The organism is Xanthomonas nasturtii (assembly GCF_023337365.3).
Taxonomy (GTDB): Bacteria; Pseudomonadota; Gammaproteobacteria; order Xanthomonadales; family Xanthomonadaceae; genus Xanthomonas; species Xanthomonas nasturtii.
In genome coordinates, this window is the sequence record NZ_CP142084.2 from 987,485 (window position 1) to 1,006,801 (window position 19,317).

16 protein-coding genes and 4 pseudogenes are annotated in these 19,317 nt (G+C 66.1%); 12 read left to right on the forward strand and 8 right to left on the reverse strand.

The annotated features are described in order from the left end of the window. Window positions 1-167 precede the first annotated feature (167 nt). From M3O59_RS04135 to M3O59_RS04155, 5 genes are all read left to right on the forward strand, one after another. Window positions 168-1,136 (forward strand): potassium channel beta subunit family protein, encoded by a 969-nt coding sequence (locus M3O59_RS04135; protein ID WP_249048567.1) that lies wholly within the window; start codon window positions 168-170, stop codon window positions 1,134-1,136. Window positions 1,137-1,294: 158 nt separating this feature from the next. Then, complete coding sequence (gene hemP, locus M3O59_RS04140; RefSeq protein WP_181920656.1) at window positions 1,295-1,534, forward strand: hemin uptake protein HemP; 240 nt, start codon at window positions 1,295-1,297, stop codon at window positions 1,532-1,534. Between the two features lie 267 nt (window positions 1,535-1,801). Continuing rightward, a complete protein-coding gene (locus M3O59_RS04145; RefSeq protein WP_249045630.1) occupies window positions 1,802-4,033 on the forward strand; it encodes a TonB-dependent hemoglobin/transferrin/lactoferrin family receptor in 2,232 nt (743 codons plus the stop codon). A gap of 5 nt (window positions 4,034-4,038) precedes the next feature. After that, window positions 4,039-4,668, forward strand: coding sequence for a ChuX/HutX family heme-like substrate-binding protein (locus M3O59_RS04150; protein WP_249045631.1), 630 nt, complete (start codon window positions 4,039-4,041; stop codon window positions 4,666-4,668). Window positions 4,669-4,697: 29 nt separating this feature from the next. Further along, entirely contained in the window at window positions 4,698-5,621 is a 924-nt protein-coding gene (locus tag M3O59_RS04155) for a DUF6607 family protein (RefSeq protein ID WP_249054533.1), read from the forward strand. A gap of 212 nt (window positions 5,622-5,833) precedes the next feature. Here M3O59_RS04155 and M3O59_RS04160 read toward each other — a convergent pair whose 3' ends face one another. The 7 genes and pseudogenes from M3O59_RS04160 to M3O59_RS04190 all read right to left on the reverse strand — a co-directional run bounded on the left by M3O59_RS04160 (window position 5,834) and on the right by M3O59_RS04190 (window position 12,689). After that, window positions 5,834-6,187, reverse strand: a complete 354-nt coding sequence (locus M3O59_RS04160) for a DMT family protein (RefSeq protein ID WP_064630977.1) — start codon at window positions 6,185-6,187, stop codon at window positions 5,834-5,836. A 248-nt stretch (window positions 6,188-6,435) separates the two neighbouring features. Further along, window positions 6,436-6,912: pseudogene (locus M3O59_RS04165) on the reverse strand (ABC transporter permease); the annotation flags it as partial. Further along, window positions 6,909-7,648 (reverse strand): annotated as a pseudogene (locus M3O59_RS04170) (ABC transporter ATP-binding protein). The pseudogenes M3O59_RS04165 and M3O59_RS04170, both read right to left, overlap by 4 nt. A 65-nt stretch (window positions 7,649-7,713) precedes the next feature. Continuing rightward, window positions 7,714-8,671, reverse strand: a pseudogene (locus tag M3O59_RS04175) (ABC transporter substrate-binding protein). 39 nt (window positions 8,672-8,710) lie between these two features. After that, window positions 8,711-9,603, reverse strand: a pseudogene (locus tag M3O59_RS04180) (TauD/TfdA dioxygenase family protein). Between the two features lie 6 nt (window positions 9,604-9,609). After that, window positions 9,610-12,093 (reverse strand): ABC transporter permease, encoded by a 2,484-nt coding sequence (locus M3O59_RS04185; RefSeq protein WP_064630939.1) that lies wholly within the window; start codon window positions 12,091-12,093, stop codon window positions 9,610-9,612. Then, window positions 12,090-12,689 carry an ABC transporter ATP-binding protein gene (locus M3O59_RS04190; protein WP_039565510.1) on the reverse strand — a complete coding sequence of 200 codons (600 nt, stop codon included), beginning with the start codon at window positions 12,687-12,689 and terminating at the stop codon, window positions 12,090-12,092. Before M3O59_RS04190 ends, M3O59_RS04185 begins: the two co-directional genes overlap by 4 nt. Before the next feature lie 109 nt (window positions 12,690-12,798). Here M3O59_RS04190 and M3O59_RS04195 point away from each other — a divergent pair, with 109 nt between their 5' ends. From M3O59_RS04195 to M3O59_RS04205, 3 genes are all read left to right on the forward strand, one after another. Further along, window positions 12,799-13,467 carry an arylesterase gene (locus tag M3O59_RS04195; RefSeq protein WP_181920655.1) on the forward strand — a complete coding sequence of 223 codons (669 nt, stop codon included), beginning with the start codon at window positions 12,799-12,801 and terminating at the stop codon, window positions 13,465-13,467. 91 nt (window positions 13,468-13,558) lie between these two features. After that, a complete protein-coding gene (locus tag M3O59_RS04200) occupies window positions 13,559-14,272 on the forward strand; it encodes a response regulator transcription factor (RefSeq protein ID WP_002811889.1) in 714 nt (237 codons plus the stop codon). A 141-nt stretch (window positions 14,273-14,413) separates the two neighbouring features. Then, entirely contained in the window at window positions 14,414-15,685 is a 1,272-nt protein-coding gene (locus M3O59_RS04205; RefSeq protein WP_064630945.1) for a sensor histidine kinase, read from the forward strand. A 50-nt stretch (window positions 15,686-15,735) separates the two neighbouring features. Here the strand turns inward: M3O59_RS04205 and M3O59_RS04210 are convergent, their stop codons facing one another. Then, entirely contained in the window at window positions 15,736-16,434 is a 699-nt protein-coding gene (locus M3O59_RS04210; protein WP_064630947.1) for an SGNH/GDSL hydrolase family protein, read from the reverse strand. Window positions 16,435-16,616: 182 nt separating this feature from the next. On the opposite strand from M3O59_RS04210, the gene M3O59_RS04215 reads away from it, so the two are divergent. The 4 genes from M3O59_RS04215 (at window position 16,617) to M3O59_RS04230 (ending at window position 19,315) form a co-directional block, all read left to right on the forward strand. Next, entirely contained in the window at window positions 16,617-16,997 is a 381-nt protein-coding gene (locus tag M3O59_RS04215; protein ID WP_116906715.1) for a diacylglycerol kinase, read from the forward strand. Between the two features lie 94 nt (window positions 16,998-17,091). After that, the gene (locus M3O59_RS04220; RefSeq protein ID WP_064630950.1) at window positions 17,092-17,718 is read left to right on the forward strand and encodes a LemA family protein; all 627 of its coding nucleotides are present in this window, start codon (window positions 17,092-17,094) and stop codon (window positions 17,716-17,718) included. A gap of 215 nt (window positions 17,719-17,933) precedes the next feature. Then, on the forward strand, window positions 17,934-18,824 hold the full coding sequence (locus tag M3O59_RS04225; protein WP_249045636.1) for a TPM domain-containing protein: 891 nt from the start codon (window positions 17,934-17,936) through the stop codon (window positions 18,822-18,824). Then, the gene (locus tag M3O59_RS04230) at window positions 18,824-19,315 is read left to right on the forward strand and encodes a TPM domain-containing protein (protein WP_249054540.1); all 492 of its coding nucleotides are present in this window, start codon (window positions 18,824-18,826) and stop codon (window positions 19,313-19,315) included. The genes M3O59_RS04225 and M3O59_RS04230 overlap by 1 nt, the downstream gene beginning before the upstream one ends. The last annotated feature ends 2 nt before the right edge of the window (window positions 19,316-19,317 follow it).

The following is a 19,317-nucleotide window of genomic DNA, read 5'->3' on the forward strand; positions in this document are numbered from 1 at the left end:
CACGGCCGGGCTGTTTCATTGGGGAGCGACGACTGGCGTTTCTGTGCGCCGCGCCTGTCTCGCCTTCTCGCTCCCGCATCGCCACGCCCTGTCGCCACGGCAATGCCACGGCCTACACTGCGCACGCCGGTCCGGGGCAGGTGCCCTGGAGGTTGCGGGAGTTCGCCATGCTTTACCGTCGTCTGGGTTCCACCGGGCTGCAGCTGTCGGCCTTGTCGTTCGGGGCCTGGGTCACCTTCGGCAAGCAGATCGGGCGCGGCGAAGCGCGCAACCTGATCGCCGCCGCCTGGGACAACGGCATCAACTTTTTCGATAACGCCGAGGTCTATGCGCGCGGCCGCGCCGAGGAAGTGATGGGCGATGTGATCGCCGACCTGCGCTTGCCGCGCGATGGCTTTTGCGTGTCGAGCAAGGTGTTTTTCGGTGCGGTCGAGAGCCCGCGCCCGACCCAGCGCGGGCTCTCGCGCAAGCATGTCACCGATGCCTGCCATGCCGCGCTCAAGCGCCTGCGCGTGGAGTATCTGGATCTCTACTACTGCCATCGGCCCGACCCGGACACGCCGATCCAGGAAACCGTGCGCGCCATGGATGCGCTGATCCGCCAGGGCAAGGTGCTGTACTGGGGCACCTCCGAATGGAGCGCAGCGCAGTTGCGCGAGGCCATTGCCATTGCCGAGCGCGAACACCTGCATGCGCCCGCGATGGAGCAGCCGCAATACAACCTGCTGCACCGCGAGCGGCTGGAGCACGAATACGCGCCACTGTGCGAAGGCGGGCTGGGCACCACGATCTGGTCGCCGCTGGCGTCTGGCCTGCTGACCGGCAAGTACAACGCCGGCGTGGAGGCAGACAGCCGCCTCGGCCAGCCAGGCAATCAATGGCTGCAGGACGAAGTGCTGGGCGCACCGGAAGCGCGGCGGCTGGAGCGCGCGCGCGTGTTCTGTGCGCTGGCCGCCGAGCTGGGGCAGTCGCCGGCACGCTTGGCCATCGCCTGGTGTCTGCGTAACCCGCATGTGTCCAGTGTGATTCTGGGCGCCAGCCGAGTAACGCAGTTGGAAGAGAACCTGGGCGCCCTGGAGACCTTGAGTCAGGTCGATGACGCTGGCTGGGCGCGCGTGGAGTTGGTCACGCGCTGAGCGGGCTGGTTCGGGAGATAGGCGACGCCGCGGTTGTGCGTGCGATGGTGCCGCCGGGCGCTGACAGGTGCGTCGATTGAGTGCATGAATCGAAATTCGAGAAAAGATCCAAAAATCATGTCTTCCAAATGAGAATAGCTCTTGATCATTAGATGAGAATGGTTATTATTTGTCTCGCCAACCGACTGGAGATCCAGATCATGACCGCTCATCCCGTGCTGCTCCGCTCCGAACCGGTCAACCTGCGCGAACGTGCCGCGCCGCGTGCCGTGCCTGCCGAAGACCTCATCAGCAGCGAGGCCTTGCTCAAGGGCCGCCGCGAAGTGCTGATCCAGCATGGCGACCGCGTCTATCGCCTGCGCCACACCAGCAACGACAAGTTGATCCTCACCAAGTAATCCAGCAACGAGCAGGCTGCGCAGCACCGAACGGGCGCAGCCGCTGCCGCAACGCGATCGCATGCGCACCACCGGTGCCGCTCACGCGTCCCGGCACGCCACGCTCGGTCGCCATCGCATCTGGCACTACCGCACTCGTTGCGTGCGAGTGCCGCAAGACCGCAGCGGGCGCTGCCGCCGCCGCCCGCCACTTAAGCTCTCACCCTGGCTGCCGTGCGCGGCTCGCACCGCGATGCGCACGGCAGGGGTTTCCCGCAAAGGTCTCTGATGATCCGCCTGCATCCGCTGGTGGTCGCGCTGTCGCTGGCGCTGCCTGCTGTTTCGTTGTCTGCCCATGCTGCCGAAGGTGATGCTGGCGCGGAAGCCGCGCGTGACGTGCACGACTTCGACCGGCTGCAGGTCACCGCCACGCGTACCCAACGTGCGCTGGTGGACGTGCCCAGCACGGTGGATGTGATCGACCGCGAGCAGCTCGACAACCTACTGGTGCGCGAACTCAAGGATCTGTTCCGCTACACGCCGGGCGTGGCGGTCACCAGCACCAGCGGCCGCTTCACCGGCGCCAACGGCATCCGCATCCGCGGGCTGGACGGCAACCGCGTGGCGATTCTGGTGGACAACGTGCCGGTCTCGGACACCTTCAGTTTTGGCAGCTACCTCAATGCCAACCGCAACTTCGTCGATCTGGAAACGCTCAAGCGTGTCGAAGTGGTGCGCGGGCCGGCCAGCTCGTTGTACGGCTCGGATGCACTGGGTGGCGTGGTGGCCTTCGTCACCAAGGATCCCGCCGATTATCTGAGCGCAGACAAGCACAGCTACGTCGGTCTGAAGTTCGGTTACGAAGGCGACTGGAATGGCCTGTTCGCCGGTGCTACCGGCGCATTCGGCGGCGAGCGCTGGAGCGGCATGGTGGCGGTGAGTCATCGCCAGGGCCAGGAAGCGCAGAACCAGGGCGACAACCGCAGCCGCGATTTCACCCGCACCGCGGCCAATCCGCAGCGCATCGATGGCCGCAGCGTGCTGGCCAAACTGGTGTACGCGCCAAGCGCGCAACAGCGCTTCAAACTTACGGTCGAAGGCAACGAAGACTACGGCAGCATCGATGCGTTGACGGGCATCGACACACGTAACCCGACTGCATCGCTGCGCATCCTGTCGCAGGAAGGGCGCGACCATCAGACCCGTGCGCGGGTGTCGCTGCGGCACGAGCTCGATGCGCTGGATTCCGCACTGGCCGACGATCTGCAGTGGCAGCTGTATCGCCAGGACAGCGAGAGCCTGCAGCGTACCAACGAGTTGCGCGGCAACAACACGCGCCGCCATAACGAACACAATTTCGACCAACGCGTCTACGGGTTGCTGGTCAATGCGCACAAGTCCATCGACACCGGCACGCTCAGCCACGCGATCACCTATGGCCTGGACGGCACCTGGACCGACACGCATGCCAAGCGCGATGGCTATTCGGTCAACCTTGCCAACGGCGCCATCACCAATCGGGTCGGCCAGGACGTGTTTCCGGTACGCGATTTCCCGACCAGCGAAACCACCAAGCTCGGGGTGTATGCGCAGGACGAAATCGGCCTGTTCGATGGACGCTTGTCGCTGACGCCGGGCGTGCGCGTGGATTATTTCCGGCTGTCGCCGCAGGTGGACGCTATCTTCCGCGAAGACAATCCGGGCGTCGCCGCCGCGACCCTCGACCAAACCCAGGTCTCGCCCAAGTTCGGCGCGGTGTGGCGGTTCTCCGATGCGTGGTCGGCGTACGCCAACTACGCGCACGGCTTCCGCGCCCCGCCGTACAACGACGTCAATATCGGCTTCACCAATCTGCAGGCCCGCTACACCGCCATCGCCAATCCGGATCTGAAATCGGAAACCAGCCGCGGTGGCGAACTGGGGCTGCGCTTCAACGATGCGGTCGGCTATCTCGGGCTTGCGGTGTACTACACCGATTACCGCAACTTCATCGAATCGTACGCGCCAGCCGGCGTGAATGCCGACGGCCTGGCGCTGTTCCAGTCGCGCAATGTGGACGATGTGGTGATCAAGGGTGCCGAAGCGCGCGGCGGTGTCGATCTGGGCGCGTTGGCGGGCTGGCAGGGCTGGTCGCTCAACAGTGCCGTGGCGTATTCGGAAGGCGACAACCTCACCGACGGTACTCCGCTCAATTCGGTCGACCCATTACGCGGCACCGTCGGCGTGGCCTTCGATGGCGATGCCTGGGGCGCCGAATTGATCGGTACCTTCGTGGCGCGCAAACGTCGCCCGCAGCTGGACAGCTATTACGCGCCGGCCGGCTACGCCACGCTGGATCTGATGGGGCATTGGGAATTCGCACCCGGTGCCAAGGTCACCGCCGGCATCTTCAATCTGGCCGATCGTCGTTACGTGGACTGGAACGCACTGCCCAACGGCACGCTGGCCAGCAGCACGGTGCTGGACCGCTTCACCGGCGCCGGGCGCACTGCTTCGGTCAGCCTGGCCGTGAGCTGGTAGCGGCCATGCCCAACGTGCGCGCATTGCCGTTGTCATCGCAAGCCTGTGCCACCCGCGCAGCATTGCCGCGGCCGCAACAGTTGGCGGCCCTGGGCACGGTGCTGTGCCTGTATCGGCCTGCGTTGGGCAACGAACTGGATGGCTGGCAGCATGCGGTCGCTGCGGCCGCGTGCCGGCAGGTCGACAGCGACGGCGTGCGCGAAAGCATCTGGTTCTTCGATGCTGCAGGCCAGTGCTGCTGGCGGCTGTGCCTGCTGCCGGACAGCGATTTCCTGAGCTGGGACCGCCTGGTCTCGCGATTGCCGCCGCTGCCGATGGACACGCACGAGTTGGGTGTCGGCGAGCGCTTATGGCGCCGCCTGGCCGGACGCCTGCGTGGCGATGCCTGGCGGTTGAGCGCGCTACGCTTGCAGCCTTCGGCCAGCCACGACCACCCCATCTCTGCCAGCCTGGCCACTGTCTCGGCGCTGGGCGCGGAGGTTGCCGCACGGCTGGCGCGCGAGGGCATCGACGGCCGCGTGGCCGTGGACGATTGCTGCTGTGCACGCGCTGCGGCCCTGCGCACTGCCGCAGCAACCGCACGCGGTTCCGATCCCACCGACATGACCACGTCGCTGCTGTACTTGCGCCGCTGACGTTCCCACGACCACAACCGAGAGTTCCGATGAGCCGACTGTTAACCCGCTGTGTTGCCGCCACGCTGAGCCTGTTGCCGTTGATTGCCGCCGCCGACGCCCAGCGCGATCGCCAGAGTATCCTGGCGATGCAGGGCGAATACGCAGTGGACTTTGCGTTCGACGAAACCGTGCTGCTCAAACCCGGTTACGAGCGCGCCTCGGCGATGCGTAGCGGCGCCAGCGAAGTGGTCATCGTGGTGGAGGATTCGCCGCGCAAGCTGGTGCTGCAACATCTGCTGGTCGACGAAAAGACCAAGCATGTGACCAAGCATTGGCGGCAGGACTGGGTGTACGAGACGCCGCAGCGTTTCGAATTCACCGCCGATCAGACCTGGACCGTGCATGCGCTGGCACCGGCCGTCACCCGCGGTGCCTGGACCCAATGCGTGTACGAAGTCAGCGACGCGCCACGCTATTGCGGCACCGGCCGCTGGGACTATGCCGACGGCCACCCCACCTGGACCAGCGATCTGAGCTGGCGCCCGTTGCCGCGCCGCGAGTACACCAAGCGCAGCGACTACAACGCGCTGTCGGTGATCAACCGCCACACGCTCACGCCCAACGGCTGGACCCACGAACAGTTCAACACCAAGGTGGTGCGCAAGCCCGACGGCAGCCAGGAAGCGATTGCGCGCGAGTTCGGCTTCAACGACTACCGCAAGACCACCGAGGTCGACTTCGCCCCGGCCTATGCGTACTGGAAAGGCACCCAGGCCTATTGGGCCAAGGTGCGCACGCGCTGGGCCGCGTTTCTCGACACCCCGCCTGGCCTGCACCTGAAAACCAAGCCCGATGGCATGGCGATGATCATGCCGATGTTCGAGCAGGCCGAGGCTGCGCAGAAGGGCAAACGCGTCAAGGACGCCCAGATCGATGCGGTGTTCGCGCAGTGGGTAGAGGCAGCGAACTAGGCACCCAGATGTCGTAGATGCGGGAGCCGATCTACGATACGAGCTCGAAGCTTCAGGAGCGCGTGGGCTTCCCGCATCTGCCCCGATGATCAGTCGGAAGACATACCGCTGCTAGGCGGCGATGTCCAGATACAAGGAGCGCGCTTGCGCGCGATTGAGGCTTTATCGATAACGCCTCATCGCGCGCCAGCGCGCTCCTACGGGGCTTAGCCTTACTCTTTGAACATCAAGAACGCCGCCACCAGGATCAGGCCGAACGCCGCCCAGTGATTCCACTTCAACGACTGCCCCAGGTAGAACGTGGAGAAACCGGCGAAGACCAGCAGCGTGATCACTTCCTGCATGCCCTTGAGCTGCGGGGCCGAATACACCGCGCTGCCCAGCCGATTGCCCGGCACCTGCAGGCAGTATTCGAAGAACGCGATGCCCCAGCTGACCAGGATCGCGATCATCAACGGTGTGCTCTTGTACTTCAGATGCCCGTACCAGGCGAAGGTCATGAACACATTGCTGGCGAGCAACAACAGGACCGGATACAGGTAGGCAGTGAACGGGGCGGTAGGCATGACGGCGGACGGCAGGTAAGGGGCCGGCAGCATAAGCCAGCTCCGTTAAGCGCACGCGACCGTGCCGATGAGCCCGGCACGCAGGTTACGGCCGCCCATGGATGGCCCGAAATGCGTGCGTGCAGCACGGCCAGGTCCTCACCGGCTGCACACGGCTGCGGCCAGGTTCAGCGCTAGCGCTACATGCCTCAGCGGCGCACTGTCGGCTGCTCGATCGTCCGGAACACCAAGCCTTCCACCAGCAAGCCCAGCACGAACACCAGGCTGCCGGTGTCCAGCCCGAACCACAGCAACGCCCGCGGCAACAGCGCGATGGCCGGCAGCGGGTTGAACATGGCGGTCAGCGTGCCGAGCACATCGCGTCCCCAGCGCGTGGAGGCCGCCAACGCGGTCAGCACGAATGCCAGCACCACGCCCAGCGCCAGCACGCGCAACGAGGTGCCGACACGGCGCAGCAATTCGCCCGACAGCAGCCCGTCGTAGAACGCGCGTGCGGTCTGCAGCGCGCTGGGCGGCATCAGATCGTCGCCGACCACGCGCGCGGCGATTTCCCAGACGGCGACCAGGACCACCAGGCCCAGCGCCTTGCGCAGCCACGGCGGTGCCTGCCAGCGCGCCGGCGTGGCCGCGGCGATCAGGGCGGGGTCCAGCGGCTGCAGCGCCACGTGGTATTCGGGCCGCACCGGCAGAATCGGCGGCAGGGCAACGGTATTGCTGCGGCTCACGGCAGCGCCTCCCGCTGACGCACGGCAGGGCGACGCAGCGGCGCCATCTTGTCGTCGTCCAGCGTGTCGTCGGGCAGATCGAACAGCAGCCGGTGAATGCGTTGCGCAGTCTGTTGAAACGCGACGCTACCGGCGCCATGTGGGCCGAAGGCATGCGCGTTGAGTTCGGCGCGCACCTGGCCCGGGTGTGGCGACAACAGCAGGATGCGGTTGCCGACCACCAACGCCTCTTCGATGGAATGGGTGACGAACAACAGCGTGAAACGCGATTGTTCCCGTAGCTCCAGTACCTGCTCCTGCATGCGCGAACGCGTCAGCGCATCCAGTGCTGCGAACGGTTCGTCCATCAGCAGCACGCGCGGGCGCAGCGCCAAGGCGCGTGCGATCGCCACCCGCTGCTTCATGCCGCCGGACAAGGTGTGCGGGTAGGCATCTGCGAACGCGCTCAGCCCCACCTGGGCCAGACTGTCATCTGCCCGCTCGCGCGCCTCGGCGCGCCGAGGCCGAACACCACGTTCTCGCGCACCGTTTTCCACGGTGCCAGCTGATCGAATTCCCGGAACACCACCACCCGGTCCGGCCCCGGCCCATCCAGGCGGATCTGCCCCTCGCGCGGGCTGACCAAGCCGGCCACCGCCTTGAGCAGGGTGGATTTGCCGCAGCCCGAAGGCCCCAGCAGCACGAAGCGATCGGCGTCATGCACATCGAAACGCACCCGATGGGTGGCACGCACCACGCGCTGCGCAGAGGCGTATTCCAGGCTGAGACATGATCGACCTGCAGCAAGGGCGTGGACATCGCTCAGCTCCCGCCCGCAATCAGCGGGTCGTCGAAGAAGTAGTCGCTGACCTTGGCCGGGGGCCTGCTTGATCGCCCCGCTGTGCTGCATGAACTTGCCCAGCTTCAAGGTGTTCTGCGGCGGCACGGTGAACTGCACCTTGGGGGCCTTGAGGATCTGCATCACCAGCGACAAAGGCGCGGTAGGTCTTGGGATTGTCGCTGCGAAATTTTTCGGTGGCGTACAACACCGTCGCCGACGACGGGCCGCCTTCGATGTCGTAGGAACTTGTCACGATATGCGCGGCCGGGTTGCGCGCAAGCTCCTGCTCCTGGAACGGCGGGCTGGCGAAATGCGCGGTGATCTCGGTACGGCCGCGGATGATCGCAGCGGCCGCGTCCGGATGCGGCAACGCCACCTGCAGCGCGTCGAGTTGGTGGGTGCCCTTATCGCCCCAGCGTTGCTGCGAGGCATGCTGCAGAAAACGCGATTGCACCGACACGCCGGTGGCCGGTACCGCAATGCGATCTTGCGGGGTGAAATCGCCGATGGATGTGATGCGCGGGTTATTGCTGACCAGGTGATACGGAAAATTGCCCAGCGACGCCACGCCACGCACATTCTGCCGGCCGCGTGTGCGCTCCCAGATGGTGAACAACGGGCCCACGCCAGCACCGGCAATGTCGATCGACCCGGTGAGCAGGGCATCGTTGACCGCCGCACCACCGGCGAGCTGCAGGAACTGCACATCGATGTCCACACTGGCGGCCTTGCCCTGCTGCTCGATCAACTTCTGGTCCTGCGCCACGTCCAGCAGCAGGTAGACGATGCCGAACTGCTTGGCGATGTGCAGCTTGCCCTCGGCCTGCGCCTGCGCACTATGCAGCAGCGGCAAGGCAAGGCAGCCAGAAACAGCAGCGCGATGTGCCGCGAAAAACGCCGGCGCTGCAAAGGTGCGTGAGAAGTGACGGTCAAACGCATGCGGCGCTCCAGTCGGAAGGGGAAGGGGCAGGCGTGCGCTCAGAGCGGCGCATCGCCTTCGATGGTGGTGCGGTTGAGCCGGCGATGCAGATGATCCGGCGTGCCGGCAGCCAGATGCGTCACCGAGCGGTTGTCCCACAACACCATGTCGTACGGTTGCCAGTGATGCCGATTCACCAGCGCAGCGCGCGTGGTGTGCTCGAACAGTGTCTGCAACAGCGCCCGGCTTTTGTCTTCCGGCAGGCCGACAATGCGGGTGGTGAAATGCTCGCTGACGAACAGCGCTTTCTGGCCGGTGTCCGGATGCGTGCGCACGACGGGATGCTGCACCGGTTTGACTTCGGCAATCTGCTCAAGCGTCAATGCCGGGCGCCACGGATTGCGTGCGCGCAGCTCTTCGTATTTGGCGAGATAACTATGTTCGGCGCGCAGGTCCTGCACGCGGCGCTTGAGCGGCTCGGGCAGCGTTTGCCAGGCCAGATGCTGATTGGCGAACAGGGTATCTCCCCCTTCGCTGGGCAGCTCCTGCGCATGCAGCAGCGAGCCCAGGCTCGGCGTCTCCTTGTAGGACAGATCCGAGTGCCAGTAATGCCCGGCATCGCCCAGGCCGGTCGGTTCGCCGTTTTCCTTGATGTTGGACACCACCAGCACTTCCGGGTGCCCGCGCAGCTGGAAATTGCGCAGCACATGAATCTGCAGCGGCCCGAAGCGACGGCTGAAATCCACCTGCTGCGCGGGCGTGATGCGCTGATCGCGGAACACCAGCACCTGGTGATCCAGGTGCGCCCGGTGGATGCGCGCGAAGGTCTCTGCACCCAGCGGTTGCGAGAGGTCCAGGCCGATCACCTCGGCGCCCAGCGGGCATCGAATGGCACGATCCGGGCGCTGGAGGGTGGCAGCGCATGCCGTTGTCGGCATGCGCCACACTTCACCCGTGCTTATTCGCTACGCAAGGCCAACGCCGGCGGCGTGGACAGAATGCGTCGGGTACCCGACCAACCCGCCAGCAGGCTCAACGCCAACCCGAATGCACCGCCGAGCAACAGGCGCGGCCAATCCGGCGTCAACGCAATCTCGAAGGCTTGTTGCCCCACCACCGCACCGATCACGGCCGCCGCGGTCACCGCCAGCGTCGCTGCCAGCAAGCCGAGCGCGCCGAACTCCACCAGCACTGCGCCACGCAACTGGCCGCGACGCGCGCCCAGCGTGCGCAGCACCGCGCTGTCATAGCGGCGCTCGCCGGCGGTGGCCTGCAAGGCCGCCAGCAGCACCAGCACGCCGGCCAGCAGGCTGAAACCCATCACCAGTTGCACCGCCTGCGCCACCTGGTCGATCACCTCGCGTACGCGGCCCAGGATGGCGTCGATGTCCAGCAACGAGATGTTGGGGTAGTCGCGGCTCAGAGACGCCAGCTTGGCTGCATTGCCGGGCGGCAGATGGAAGGCGGAAATCAGGTTGTAGGGCGCATCGCCGACCGATCCCTGATTGAGCAGCAGGAAGAAATTGACCCGGAACGAGTCCCAATCGGCCTTGCGGATGCTGGTCACGGTGAAAGTGCGTTGCTGTTCGCCCAGCAGCAAGGTGATGCGATCGCCCAGTTTGAGCTGGTAGCGCTGTGCCCAGCCTTCTTCCACCGAGGCTTCCGCTGCGGTGCTGTCGGCTGCCCAGAACTTGCCCTGCAAGAGCGTATTCGCCGGCGGGAACGCATGCCGCCAGGAAAAATTGACCGGGCGGTTGTCGCCGTCGCCATCGTCGGCCGGGTCGCGGTCGCCGCGCACCGGCGGCTTGTCGTTGATGGCCACCAGGCGCCCGGTGGAGAACGGCTCCACCGCCGCACCCTCCACCCCCAATCCGCGCAGCGTCTGCAGCACCGGCTCGGTCTGTTCGGGCTGGATATTCATCAGGAAGTAGTTGGGCGTATCGGCCGGCAGGCGGTCTCGCCATTGGCCGAGCAGGCCGGGGCCGACCACGGCCAGCAGCAACAGTGCGCACAACGACAGCGACAGCCCGACCAACTGCACCACGCTTAGCCCGCGTCGCCGTGTCAGCGACGCAAGACCCAGCTTCCAGGAACCGCGCAGGCGGTGCTGGATCGGCCGCAGCAAGGCCAGCAGGCCCAGCCCCAGCAGCATCGCCACCAGGGCCAGCGCGGCCAGGCCGCCCAGTACCCAGCCGGCCAGTACCAGATTGCCGGTGGCATACACGGTAAGCGCCAGGGTCGCGGCCAAGGCCGCGCCATACACCAGCAACGAACTCGGCGGCACCGCGGCAAAACTGCGGTTGAGCACGCGCATTGGCGGCACGTTGCGCAGCCGCAGCAGCGGCGGCAGGCCGAAGCCCAGTAACAACGTCAGGCCGATGCCTGCACCGGCCAGGGCAGGGGTGGCCTGCGGCAGCGGCAGGCGGTTCGGAATCAGGCTGCCCAGTGCCTGCACCAGCCCTTCCTGCGCCAGCATGCCCAGCCCGATACCGACCAGGCAGGCCGGAATCGCGGTCAGCAGCAGCTGCAGCGACAGCATCGCCAGGATGTCGCGCTGGCGTGCGCCCAGGCAGCGCAATACCGCCACGGTGTCGATACGCCGCATCGCAAAGCGGTTGGCCGCCAGCGCGGTCGCCACGCCGGACAACAGCACCGCCAGCAATGCCGACAAGGCCAGGAAACGGCCGGCGCGATCGAACGCCGCACGCATGCCGCGTTGGGTGTCTTCGATGCCGACCAATCGGTATTCGCTGGCACGCGGCTTCAGCCAGGCGCGAAGATCGGCGATGGCATCCGGCGCACCGGCGAACATCAACCGGTAGGAGGCGCGGCTACCCGGCCCGAGCAGGCCGGCACCGGCGATATCGGCGCGATTGACCAGCAACGGCGGCGACAGCTGCATCAGCTCGCCGGAGGCATCCGGCTCAGCGCGCAGCACGCCGGTAATGGTCAGGTGGCCGGCGCCGAACTCCAGTGGTTCGCCCACACGCAGGCCCAGCGCTTCGAGCAGGCGCGGATCGGCATAGGCCTGGCCAGGGGGGGGCGCCGTGGCCGGTGCGCCTTCGGCACCGCTGCTGTCCTTGGACACCAGCAACTGACCACGCAGCGGGTAACCGGCGCCAACGCCGCGGATATTGGCCATCTGGCTGGCGTCGCCATGGAACAGCACGCTGGGGAAGCTGACCATCCGCGTGCTCTGCAGGCCACGTCGTTGCGCTTCTTCGGCGAAGTCGGCCGGAATCTCCTGGCGGCCGGTCACGCCCAGATCGCCGCCGAGCACTTCGGCCGCGCTGGAGGTCAACGCGAGCGTCACCCGGTCGACCAGCGTGCCGACGGCGGTCATTACCGCAACGCCCAGCACCAGCGCGGCGAACACGGTGAGCAGGTCGCCGGCCAGGAATTCGCGGCGTACCGCGCGTGCGGCTTGTCGCAGCACGTTCATGCGGCCGGACCGGTCTGTGCGTGCAGGCGGCCGCTGTCGATGCGGTAGATGTGCTTGCAGCGCTGCGCCAGGGTCATGTCGTGGGTGACCAGCACCAGGGTGGTGTCGCTGGTGGCATTGAGCGCGAACAACAGGTCGCTGATCTGCGCGCCGGTGGCCTGGTCCAGGCTGCCGGTGGGTTCGTCGGCGAACAGGATGCGTGGGCGGGCCACGAAGGCGCGCGCCAGCGCCACGCGTTGCTGCTCGCCGCCGGACAGCTGGCGTGGGTAATGGCGCGCACGCGCACTCAGGCCGACCGCCTCCAGCACCTCGCGCACCCGTGCGGGGTCCTCGCGCCCGGCCAACTCCAGCGGCAGTGCGATGTTTTCTTCGGCGGTCAGCGCCGGCAACAGGTGGAAGCTCTGGAAAACGAAGCCCACTTCGCGGGCGCGCAGCGCAGCGCGGGCTTCTTCGTCGAGCTGGCCCAGGTCCTGGCCCGACAGCGCGATGCTGCCGCGGCTGGGCAGGTCCAGCCCGGCCAACAGGCCGAGCAGGGTGGTCTTGCCCGAACCGGACGCGCCGACGATGGCGATGCTGTCGCCTTCACTGACCGTCAAGCTCACGTTGTCGAGGATGTGGAGTGTTCCCTCCGGTCCACTGACGGACTTGCCGACCTCGCGGACGTCGATGGCGGTGCGGGTGCTGGAGCGGGGGGCCAGACTGTCGATGAGGAATCTCCGAATGCGTGAAAGAACACTGCGATATGGCGCGCTGGCCCTGTGGCTGCTGACACTCTCCCTGCTTGCGCCGGGGATTGCCTCTGCCAAAAGTCCGGTGGCGACCGCACCGATTCTGGTGGTGGGCGACAGCTTGAGCGCTGCGCACAACATTCCGGTGCAGTCCGGCTGGGTGACCTTGCTCGACCAACGCCTGAAGCGTGACATGGCGACGCCACCGGCGGTCGTCAATGCCAGCATCAGCGGCGAAACCACTTCCGGCGCGCTGACCCGGCTGCCCGGTCTGCTGGAAAAACACCATCCCGGCGTGGTGGTGATCGAACTCGGCGGCAATGATGCGCTGCGCGGGCTGACCCCGGCCCAGCTCAAGGGCAACCTGGAAAAGATGATCCAGCTGAGCCAGCAGGCCGGCGCCAAGGTGCTGCTGCTCGGGATCGATGTGCCGCCGAACTATGGCCCGGCCTATCGCGCGCGGCTCAAGGCCACCTATGCCGATCTCTCCAAACAGTACAAGACCGCGCTGGTGCCGTTCTTCCTGGAAAAGGTCGCGTTGCAGCCGGGCCTGATGCAGGCCGATGGGCTGCATCCCACCGCCGCCGCGCAGCCCAAAGTGCTGGAAACGGTGTGGCCGGCATTGCGCCCGTTGCTGGGCCGCTAGGCCGCAAGCGGCACAAAACGTTAGCGAGTCTTCACGCCCTTTCCACCGTCGATCCGGCATGTTTCACAAAGCTGAAGACCGAGGAAAGTCCATGCGTCAGACCAAGGAAACGTCCGGCCTCGTGCTGGTCGTCGAAGACAATCGCAATATCTCCGAAATGATCGGCGAGTACCTGGAAGGCCGTGGCTTCGAGGTCGACTATGCGCAGGACGGACTCGACGGTTACCGTCTGGCCGCCGAGAACAGTTACGACGTGGTCGTGCTGGATCTCATGCTGCCACGCCTGGACGGGATCGAAGTCTGCCGCCGCCTGCGGAACGACGCACGCAAGTCCACCCCGGTGCTGATGCTGACCGCCCGCGACACGCTGGACGACAAGCTCACCGGCCTGGGCTTCGGTGCCGACGATTACCTGACCAAGCCATTCGCGATCCAGGAACTGGAAGCGCGCCTGCGAGCCCTGATCCGCCGCGAGCGTCGCCAGGTGGGTTCGGAAGTGCTCAAGGTCGCCGATCTGGTGCTTGACCCGGTCAGCATGCGTGCGACCCGTGCCGGCACCGAGCTGCAGCTGTCGCCGATCGGCCTGCGTTTGCTGACCATCCTGATGCGCGAGTCGCCGCGTGTTGTGACGCGCCAGGAAATCGAGCGCGAGATCTGGGGCAACGGCTTGCCGGATTCGGACACCCTGCGCAGCCATCTGTACAACCTGCGCAAGATCATCGACAAGCCGTTCGACCGCCCGCTGTTGCACACCGTGCAGAGCGCCGGCTATCGCATCGCCGACATCGCCCAACCGATGGCCTGATGTCCCCCGACCGGCCGCCGTTCTGGCGGCCGGTCGGTGCAGGCGCCTACGCGCCAATGGTTACCCCGTGCTGCCGGATGGTTGCACGACGGACTCACGGAAGCGTTGCCTATACTCCGGCGCTCTCCCCTGGATGCAGCAATGCCACACGGGCTCCCGCGAAAAATACGTCTCGCCTTCCTGCTACAGGTCGCGCTGGCGAGCCTGGCGCTCGTGCTTGCCGGGTATCTGGTGGCGTTCGTCATCAAGTACAGCCTGGTACGCACCGTGCTCGCCGACGAGGCAGTGCACTTCTGGCGGATGCAGAAGAGCATGCCGGACAACCGGCCGCCGAATACGCGCAATATCCAAGGCTATTTTTCGCCCGCAGGCACTGCTGCCGAGGCGGCGCCGCCGGCGCTCCGCCGCCTGTCGCCCGGTTTCAGCGAAGTGGCGGCCGCCGATGCGCTGGTGTATGTGGACCAACGCCCGGAAGGCCGGCTGTATCTGGTGTTTTCGCGCTCGCGTGCGGCGCATCTGACGCTGTGGTTCGGCGTGGTGCCGGCGATCGTGGTGCTGCTGGCGATCTACGGCGTGTCGTGGTTCACCTACCGTGTTTCCAAGCGCCTGGTTTCCCCGATCAGTTGGTTGGCACGGCGTGTGTCGCAATGGGACCCGCGTAACCCGGATGTGGACGAACTGGCGCCGGAGCGCTTGCCTGCCGAACTGCAGGGCGAAACGCGCCAGCTCGCCGCCGCCCTGCATGCGTTGGGGCAGCGGGTCAGCGACCATGTGGCGCGCGAACGCAATTTCACCCGCGATGCCAGCCATGAGCTGCGCACGCCACTCACGGTGATCCGCGTGGCCAGCGACATGGCATTGGCCGACGACCAATTGTCCACGCGCACCCAACGCAGCCTGCGCCGCATCCAGCGTGCCGGCCACGATATGGAAGCGGTGATCGATGCATTCCTGATTCTGGCGCGCGAAGCCGAGATCGACCCGCAGAGCGAGACCTTCGATGTCGCCGAACTGGCCAGCGAAGAAGTGGAAAGCGCACGCGAATTGCTCGGCGACAAGCCGGTGTCGTTGCGCATGGTCGGCGAGGGCAGCCTGCAGATGTTCGCGCCGCCGCGGGTGATGCGGGTAGTGCTCAGCAATTTGCTGCGCAACGCCTGCGCCTATACCGATACCGGCAGCATCGAGGTCGCAGTCACCCACGACCGTATCGTGGTGCGCGATACCGGGATCGGCATGAGCGAAGAAGCGCGTGCGCGTGCATTCGAGCCGTTCTTCCGCGCCGATCCCACGCGCCCGCAAGGCACCGGCCTGGGCCTGTCGATCGTGCGCCGGCTCTGCGACCGCTTCGGCTGGCGGATCGAGCTGCACAGCGAAACCGGCGTCGGTACGTCGGTGGCGGTGGTGGTGGCCTGAAGCGGCGCGACGCTTCGCATCGCGTGTACAAACCGCCGCTGCGTGCGCAGCTACTGCTCCAGGATCGGTGCAACCACCTTGCGCCAGATCGCATAGCCATCGGCCGTCATGTGCAGCATGTCTTCGCGAAACAGCTCGGGGCGCGGCTTGCCGCTGGCATCGAGCATCGGCGTGTAGACATCCACGTAGTCCACGCGCGGCAGTGGTGCGAGTGCGTCCTTGATCAGCCGGTTGGCAGCGATCACCGCCGGCAGCAGCTGCGCACGCGATGGGCTGGGCTTGATCGACAGATAACTGATGCGTGCCTGCGGCAGGTCGCGGCGGATGCGTGCCACGAAGGCCAGCACATCATCGCGCACCTGCTCGGGCGTGCGGCCGCTGTTGAGATCGTTATCGCCGGCATACAGCAGCACCTGGCGCGGCGCGTAGGGAATGACGATACGGTCTGCGTACCAGGTGCTGTCGCGGACTTCCGAGCCGCCGAAGCCGCGGTTGATGACCGGTTTGCCCGGGAAATCCTGGGCCAGCGTCTCCCAGAAACGAATCGACGAGCTACCGACGAACACGATGCCGTGCCTGGGTGGCGGCTGACGCGCGTCGCGGTCGGCGAAGCGTTGCATGTCCTGTTCCCACGCAGCGTTGGAGACCTGCGCCGGCACCACGGGAGCGGTGTGCAGCGCGTCGGCGTGCACATGGCCGGACAACAGGGCAAGGGCGCACAGCACGGTGCGCAGGCGACGGATGGTCATGCAGGAACCTTCAACAGCGAAGCGGGCTGCCATGGTGCGACAGGCTGGAAGCTGAGGGCAAACCGGCGCGCAACTGGCGGGGCGCGACGCCACGGTGCAAGATTCGCACTTTCCTCAGCGGCTACCATGCCATGCGTTCTCTCTATCTCCCGACGCGCCCTTGCGGCAGGAAGCACTGACGCATGGCCGATCAATTGGGACACGTGCCGCGCGGCCCGCGCCGCATGCTCAAGGCGGCGATCTGGTCGTGGCAGGGCTTACGCGCAGCGTGGTTGCATGAATCCTCGTTCCGGCTGGAAGTCTGCCTGGCTGTGGTGCTGGTGCCGCTCGGGCTATGGCTCGGGCAATCCGGGCTGGAGCGTATCGCGCTGATCGCACCGTTGGTGATCGTGCTGGCCGCCGAGCTGCTGAATTCGGCGATCGAAGCGGTGATCGAACGCTATGGTCCAGAACATCACGTGCTGGCCGGGCGTGCCAAGGACATGGGGTCGGCCGCGGTGTTCCTGCTGTTGATCAACGTGCTGCTGTGCTGGGGATTGATCCTGTTGCCGCGCCTGTTCTGAAGCGGTGCGGCTGGCGAGCCGGGCAGGGTCATGTGCATGCGGGCTTGACCTGGCCCATGGCATGCTCGGGCCCTCTTTGAACGGAATCGCCGGCATGCCTGTCCTGATTCGCGCCCTGGTGTTGCTGATCCTGACCGCCTCGCTGTCCGGTTGCGGCTATAACGCGATCCAGCAGAAGGAAGAAGGGGTCAAGGCCGGTTGGTCGGAAGTGCTCAATCAGTACCAGCGCCGCGCCGATCTGATTCCCAATCTGGTGCGCACCGTGCAGGGCTACGCCCAGCAGGAACGCCAGGTGCTGACCGAAGTCACCAACGCGCGTGCACGCGTCGGCCAGATCCAGGTCAACGCCGATGACGAAGCATCGTTGAAGCAGTTCCAGCAGGCCCAGGGCGAACTCGGCAGCGCACTGTCGCGGTTGCTGGTGGTCAGCGAAAACTACCCGCAGCTCAAGTCCGACCAATCGTTCCGCGATCTGCAGGTGCAGCTGGAGGGCACCGAAAACCGCATCACCGTGGCGCGCGGTCGGTATATCCAGACCGTGCAGGACTACAACACCTACATCCGGTCGTTCCCGCAGGTAATCACCGCCAAGATCTTCGGCTATCAGCCCAAGCCAAATTTCAGCGTGGAAAACGAAGCGCAGATTTCGCGCGCCCCGCAGGTGGATTTCGGCAATCAGCAGGCGCCGCAGCAACAGCCTGCACCGCAGCCTGCACAGTAATCAGCAGCCCACGCAGTATGCAGAAGCCCCTCTCCCCTCGGGAGAGGGGTTGGGGTGAGGGTACGGCGCGAAGCATCTGTGTTTTCCAACTGCACGTCGCTTCGCTCGCACCCTCATCCGCCCCTTCGGGGCACTTCTCCCCCATGAAGGGGGACAATGTCCCGGTGGGAGAAGGGAACGACGGAATGTCAGTGCGCATCAGGTAGGAGTTGGCAATGCGGCGAACGTTTTTGGGAATGGTGTGGATGATGGCGTTGCTTGTGCTGCCGGCGTCGCTGCTGGCGCAGGATCTGGCTGCCATTCCGCCGCTGCGCTCGCCGGTCGTCGATGTCACCGGCACGCTGGATGCGGCACAGATCCAGCAACTTGAACAACAGGCACTGGCCCTGCAGCAACGCAAGGGGGCGCAGCTGCAGATTCTGATCGTGCCGACGACGCAGCCGGAAGCGATCGAGCAATATACCCAACGCGTGTTCGACCAATGGAAGATCGGCCGCACGGGCGTGGACGACGGCGTGCTGCTGCTGGTGGCCAAGGACGATCGCCGCGTTCGCATCCAGCCCGGTTACGGCCTGGAAGGCGCGATCCCCGACATCACCGCCAACCGCATCATCCAGGAGTATCTGGCGCCGCGCTTTCGCGAGGGCGATTACGCCGGCGGCATCAGTGTCGCAACCGCGACGCTGGCCGGCCTGATCGAGGGCGAGGCCTTGCCGGCGCCGGTCAGCGGACATGCCGATGGCGGCAACGGTGCGGGCGGCGGTGGCTGGATCATGGCGCTGTTCATCGGTTTCGTGGTCGCCATGGTGGCGCGCAGCATCCTGGGCGGCTTACCGCGCCCGCTACGCGCCTTGTTGACCGGCGTTGCCGCTGGCGGCGCTGCATTGTTGTTTACGTCGTTGCTGTTCGCCAGCGCAGGGGCGGCGGTGATCGGATTGCTGGCTGGCCTGGCCTCCGGCTCGCCGGGCCGTTTCGTCGGCGGTGGTGGCTGGGGCGGCGGCGGGTTCGGCGGATTTGGTGGCGGCGGCCGTGGCGGTTTCGGCGGCGGTGGCTGGGGTGGCAGTGGCGGGTCATCAGGAGGCGGTGGCGCCTCGGGGAGCTGGTAATGCGGTGGCTCAGGCATGTTTTCGCGCCATCGGCGCAGCGCAGTTTTCCAGCCGCGTGCATGGATGCCATTGCCGCGGCCGTGGCTGCCAGCGAGCGTTTCCACACCGGCCAGATCATGGTCGCTGTGGAGGCGGACCTGCCGCTGGACGTGCTGTGGCGCGGGCACAGCGCGCGGCAGCGCGCCGAGCAGGCCTTCGCGCAATTGCGCACCTGGGACACCGAAGCCAATAACGGGGTGCTGATCTATCTGCTGCTGGCCGACCACGCCATCGAAGTGGTGGCCGACCGCGGCCTGCGCAGCCAGGTGCCCGACGCCTGCTGGGCGGAGGTGTGCCGGCGCATGCAGCAGTTCCTGCGCGAAGGTCAGTACGAGGCGGCGGTTCTGGCTGGCATCGAGGCGGTGACCGAGCTGTTGGCCGAGTATTTCCCGGCCACAGACGGTGTGCAGCATGAAGACGAGCTGCCCGATCGTCCGCAGCTCTTAGGCTGAGC